Source organism: Pseudoxanthomonas mexicana, from assembly GCF_001556105.1.
GTDB classification, from domain to species: Bacteria; Pseudomonadota; Gammaproteobacteria; order Xanthomonadales; family Xanthomonadaceae; genus Pseudoxanthomonas_A; species Pseudoxanthomonas_A mexicana_A.
Window position 1 is genome coordinate 1 of sequence record NZ_LSIF01000071.1, and the last position, 5,025, is coordinate 5,025.

Sequence of the window (5,025 nt, forward strand, 5' to 3'; positions counted from 1 at the left end):
CGGTGCGCAAGGCGATCGCCGCCGCACCCAAGGCGTCTTCGCCCACGCCGGCCGCTGCCAAGACGATCGCGCGCAAGCCAGTGGCCCGCAAGCCGGAGCCCGCCCTCGTCGACGGCGACTGGCAGGAGTTCTGACCGGTCCGCCTCGGCACCACGCACATGGCCCGGATGACCGGGCCATGTGCGCGCAAGCTGTTCCGGTGCCTGCAGGGCAATGGACGCGACCACCGCCCCGTAGCTGATCGACCGCATTCCCGTGGGCGAGTTCTCCCCGGAAAACGCCAGGCATCGTGCGTACTGCGCCAGGCCGGCGCGCGGCAGCGCTGACGCGAACCTGTCATGCAAGCGCGCTACCGTGCCGCGCCCATGCTCGTCTCGCCATTGCCAGATTCCCTTGATGCCCTGCTCGATGGCGCCCTGCGCCCCGGCGGCCTGCGTGCGCTGTTCCAGCCGATCGTGCGCCTGGATGACCGTCAGGTGGTCGCACACGAAGGCCTGATGCGCCACGCCCACGCCGACGTTCCTCCGTTGCGCCTGCTCGACCGCGCGCGCACCGCCGGGCGGCTGGGAGAACTTGAAACCCATGCCGCGCGCACCCTGGTGCAGGCCTTCGACTTCGATCGCGGCGGGCGCCTGCTGATCAACCTCAGCGCGCACGCCATCCTGCAGGGTGCACTGCGTCCGCAGCAGGTCATCGAAAGCCTGCACGCCACCGGCCGCGACCTGAGCCGCTTCGTCATCGAGATCACCGAGCGCGACATCGTCGAGGATGTCGATCGGCTGGCGGACGCGCTGGGTTACCTGCGCGCGGCCGGCATCCGCATCGCGCTGGATGATTTCGGCAACGGCCATTCCAACTTCGAGCTGTGGCACGAACTCGGGCCGGAGTACGTCAAGATCGACCGCTACCTGGTGCACCAGATCGCGCAGAGTCCCGGGCGGCTCAGCATCGTGCGGGCGCTCGTGCAGGTCGCCGACAGCCTGGGGACCGACCTGATCGCGGAGGGTGTCGAGCGCATGCAGGACCTGGCGATCATCCAGGATCTCGGCATCCGCTTCGCGCAGGGCTACCTGCTCGGCCGGCCGAACGCCGCCGTCACCGAGACCGCAGCGGAAGAAGTGCGCCAGGCAATACGGGAGAAATTGCCGGTATGGCCGCTCAACGGACGACGCTCCGCCTTCCCCCGGGTCACCGCGGCGCATCTGTTGATCGAGGCGCCCTCGATCAGCGACCAGGCATGCAACTTCGACGCCGAACAGCTGTTCCGCCAGCATCCGCAACTACCGGCCTTGCCCGTCGTCGACCACGAGGGGCGGCCGCAGGGTCTGATCAACCGGCGCGTGTTCAATGAACGCATGGCCGTGCCGTTCGCACGCGAACTGCTCGGCCGGAAGCCCTGCATCAAGCTGATGCATGAATCGCCGATCATGGCCGACGTGTCGCAGAGCATCGATGCGATGTCGGAAATCCTGCTGGGCGAAGACCAGCGCTACCTGTCCGATGGTTTCATCATCACGCGCGACGGCCGCTACGCGGGCGTGGGCACCGGCGAGGCGCTGGTGCGGCGGGTCACCGAGTTGCGCATCGAGGCGGCGCGCTACGCCAATCCGCTGACGCTGCTGCCCGGCAATATCCCGATCGCGGAGCACATCGCCCGGCTGATCGAGGCACGCCAGTCGTTCATGGCCGCGTATTGCGACCTCAACCATTTCAAGCCCTACAACGACCAGTACGGCTATTTCCGTGGCGACCGCATGATCCGGCTGGTCGCCAGCACGCTGACCAAGCATGCGGACCCGCGCTGGGACTTCGTCGGCCATGTCGGCGGCGACGATTTCGTCGTGCTGTTCCAGAGCGACGACTGGGATCGCCGCTGCCGCGAGATGGTCGGCGAGTTCAACGCCGCCAGTCGTGCGCTGTTCGACGACGCCGATGTGGCGCGTGGCGTGCTCGAAGGCGAGGACCGGGCGGGCCGGTACGCCACGTTCCCGCTGACCACGCTGACCATCGGCGCTACCCACGTCGAGCCCGGTCGCTTCTCCACGGCGGAAGAGGTCGCATCGCAGGCCGCGGCGGCCAAGCGCCACGCCAAGCGACTCAATGTCGGCCTGCACGTGCTCGCCGCGCTCGATACCCAAACGGCGTAACACCCGCCGCCGACGGCGCCGCACTGGCCCGCCCCGCCCGGTGGTAGGCGGCTAAAGATAGTGTGATGCGAGCCGATACGGTCTGTGACGCCTTCCCAGCCCTGCCGTTTCCGCCCGCATGACCGAGCCCAGCGACGCCACTCCGGCCGATCCCGTCAGGTACGACGACGAAGAAAAGTACCTGGTGCACGGCGAGCATGCGATCCGCCAGATCCTGCAGTCGCTGATCGACAAGCGGGCGCTGGTCAGTGGCTGTGCCCTGCCGCGCAACCACACGTTCCCGACCTCGATCATCGAGGTGCTGGACGACGAGGACAGCGTGCTGATCGATGGCAGTGGTTCGGAGGCCATCAACCGCAGCATCGAAGAGGCCAGTCACGTCATCTGCGTGTCGCGGCTCGAACGCATCCACGTGCAATTCAAGCTGTACGACCTGCAGCGCGTGCAGAAGGACGGCCAGATCGCGTTCCGTGCTTCGCTGCCGGACGGCATCCTGCGCCTGCAGCGCCGGGAGTTCTACCGGCTGCAGGTACCGGTGACCCAGCCGATGGAATGCGCCATCGCCGAACGCCAGCCCGACGGCGAGACCACGTACCGCACCTACCGGGTGATGGACGTCAGCGGCGGCGGCATCGCCCTGGCCGTGCAGGCCGAAGAACCGACGCTGCGTCCCTACAAGGAATTCCCCGGCAGCCTGCTGCACCTGCCGGACAGCGGACCGCTGTGCGTACGCCTGATGGTCAAGAGCCTGCACCGGCAGCTCAACCAGAACGGCAGCGAAAGCTGGCGTGCCGGCTGCCAGTTCACCGAGTTGCCGCGCGGCGGCGATGCGCTGATCCAGCGCTACATCTTCCGCCTGGAACGCCAGCGCAGCGCCCGCGAGCGTGGCGCGGCGTGACCGACGTCGGCCTTTCCGGCGCCATCCGTCGGTTCTGAAGGTCCTCCGCTCAACCTCGCCGCGCTGCCGCCGATACCCCGTGTAACGCTCCTGACACACAGGCGTGGCCGCCCTCGGCCAGCCCGTGCACCGGGGCAGCCGTACCGTCCCATCCGCACGAGGCCGCCATGTCATCCACGTCCACCCGCTTCTCCTCCCGCAGCATCGCCACGCGCGTGATGGTCGGCACCGCCGTCGTCGCCCTGCTCGCCTTCGGCGTGGCCGCGGCGGCCAGCTACCTGCGCAGCAGCCAGTCGCTGCTCGCCGGTGCGCAGACCACGATGGAGGGCTTGGCGAACCTGGAAGCGCAGCGCATCTCCGGCGAACTGACCGCCGCCTTCGACACCAATGCGGCACTGGCGCATGCCCTGCTCGCCCAACGCAGCGGCGACGGCATCAGCCGCGCGGCCGCCAGCGCCATCTTCAAGCGCCAGTTGGAAGCCCATCCGCAATGGATCGGCGTGGGTACGCTGTGGGAACCCGATGCGTTCGACGGCAAGGATGCGGACTACGTGTCGGCGCCCGGCCACGACGACACCGGCCGCTTCATGAGCTACTGGGCATGGAGCGACGGCGTGCCGCTGGAAGAGGCCCTGCGCGACTACGAGGTGCCCGGTGCCGGCGACTGGTACCTGCGCCCACGCGAACTCAAGCGCCAGGTGGTCGCCGAGCCCTACGTCTACAAGATCGCCGGCAAGGACGTGCTGATGACGACCCTGTCCACGCCCGTGCTGGAAGACGGCAAGTATGTCGGTGTCATGACCGTCGACTTCGCCCTGCAGTCGCTGCAGCAGCGCATCGCCAAACTCACGCCGATGGGCGCGGGCTTCGTGCGCCTGCTGACACCGGCCGGCGTGGTGATCGCCGACCAGGATGCGGCCTCGGTCGGCAAGCCGTACGCCGGTGACCAGGCCGCCGACGTGATCAAGCGGGTCGCCGCCGGCGAGCCCGTGTTCCGCGAGGCCACCAATGCCGCCGGCGACGCGGTGATGGAAGCCTACGTGCCGCTGCAGATCGGTGACGCGCAGGAGCGCTTCGCGCTCGGCGTGGTGGTTCCGCGCGCCGTCCTGATGAAGGAGGCCCGCGACGTGCTGTGGACGGTGGTGGCGGTGGGCGCGCTGGGCGCCGCCCTGCTCTGCGGCGCGGTGTTCTGGCTGCTGCGCCGCCAGGTCGCCCGGCCGCTGGCCGGGGCCGTGCGCGTCGCCGACGACATCGCCCGCGGCAAGCTGGACAGCGGGATCGACGCCAGTGGCGACGACGAGATCGGCACGCTGATGAAAGCCATGCGCAGCATGCAGGGCAACCTGCGCGAACGCATCGAACGCGATGCGGTGGTAGCGAAGGAAAGCCTGCGCATCCGCACCGCGCTGGAGAACGTCACCACCAACGTCATGATCGCCGACGCCGACCGCACCATCGTGTATGCCAACGGGCCGCTGATGAAGATGCTCGCGGACGCCGAGCAGGACCTGCGCCGCGACCTGTCCGCGTTCGACGTGCGCACCGTCGTAGGCAGCAGCATCGACATCTTCCACAAGAAGCCCGAGCACCAGTCGCGCATGCTGGCGCAGTTGCAGGGCACGCATCGCGCGCAGATCAGCGTCGGTGGCCGCATCATGCAGCTGATCATCAACCCGGTGACCGATGGCGACGGCCAGCGCGCCGGCTATGTGGTCGAGTGGGCGGATCGCACCCACGAGGTGATGGTCGAACAGGAGGTCACCCGTATCGTGCAGGCCGCGGCGCAGGGCGACCTGGGCGGACGCATCACCGAGACCGGCAAACAGGGCTTCCTGCTGATGCTGTCGCAGCAGGTCAACGGCCTGCTGGCCGCGATCGCCGGCAGCGTGGAAGCCGTCTCGGGCGTGCTGCAATCGCTTTCGAAGGGCGACCTGACCGCACGGATGGAAGGTGACTTCCACGGCGTGTTCGCCACCATGC

Annotated in this window: 3 protein-coding genes; all 3 read left to right on the forward strand. The window is 68.5% G+C overall.

Features of this window, described 5'->3' with window-relative positions:
• The first annotated feature begins 338 nt into the window (after positions 1 to 338).
• Positions 339 to 2,147 carry an EAL domain-containing protein gene (locus AX730_RS12795; RefSeq protein WP_232310254.1) on the forward strand — a complete coding sequence of 603 codons (1,809 nt, stop codon included), beginning with the start codon at positions 339 to 341 and terminating at the stop codon, positions 2,145 to 2,147.
• A 118-nt stretch (positions 2,148 to 2,265) separates the two neighbouring features.
• Positions 2,266 to 3,045 carry a flagellar brake protein gene (locus tag AX730_RS12800; protein WP_062357134.1) on the forward strand — a complete coding sequence of 260 codons (780 nt, stop codon included), beginning with the start codon at positions 2,266 to 2,268 and terminating at the stop codon, positions 3,043 to 3,045.
• A gap of 167 nt (positions 3,046 to 3,212) precedes the next feature.
• A partial coding sequence (locus AX730_RS12805) for a PDC sensor domain-containing protein (protein ID WP_157074235.1) occupies positions 3,213 to 5,025 on the forward strand: 1,813 nt, incomplete at its 3' end.

What these genes read in the sequence shown, in the direction of transcription:
- AX730_RS12795 (WP_232310254.1), top strand. Translation starts at nt 339, where the DNA reads ATGCAAGCGCGCTACCGTGCCGCGCCCATGCTCGTCTCGCCATTGCCA.
- AX730_RS12800 (WP_062357134.1), top strand. Translation starts at nt 2,266, where the DNA reads ATGACCGAGCCCAGCGACGCCACTCCGGCCGATCCCGTCAGGTACGAC.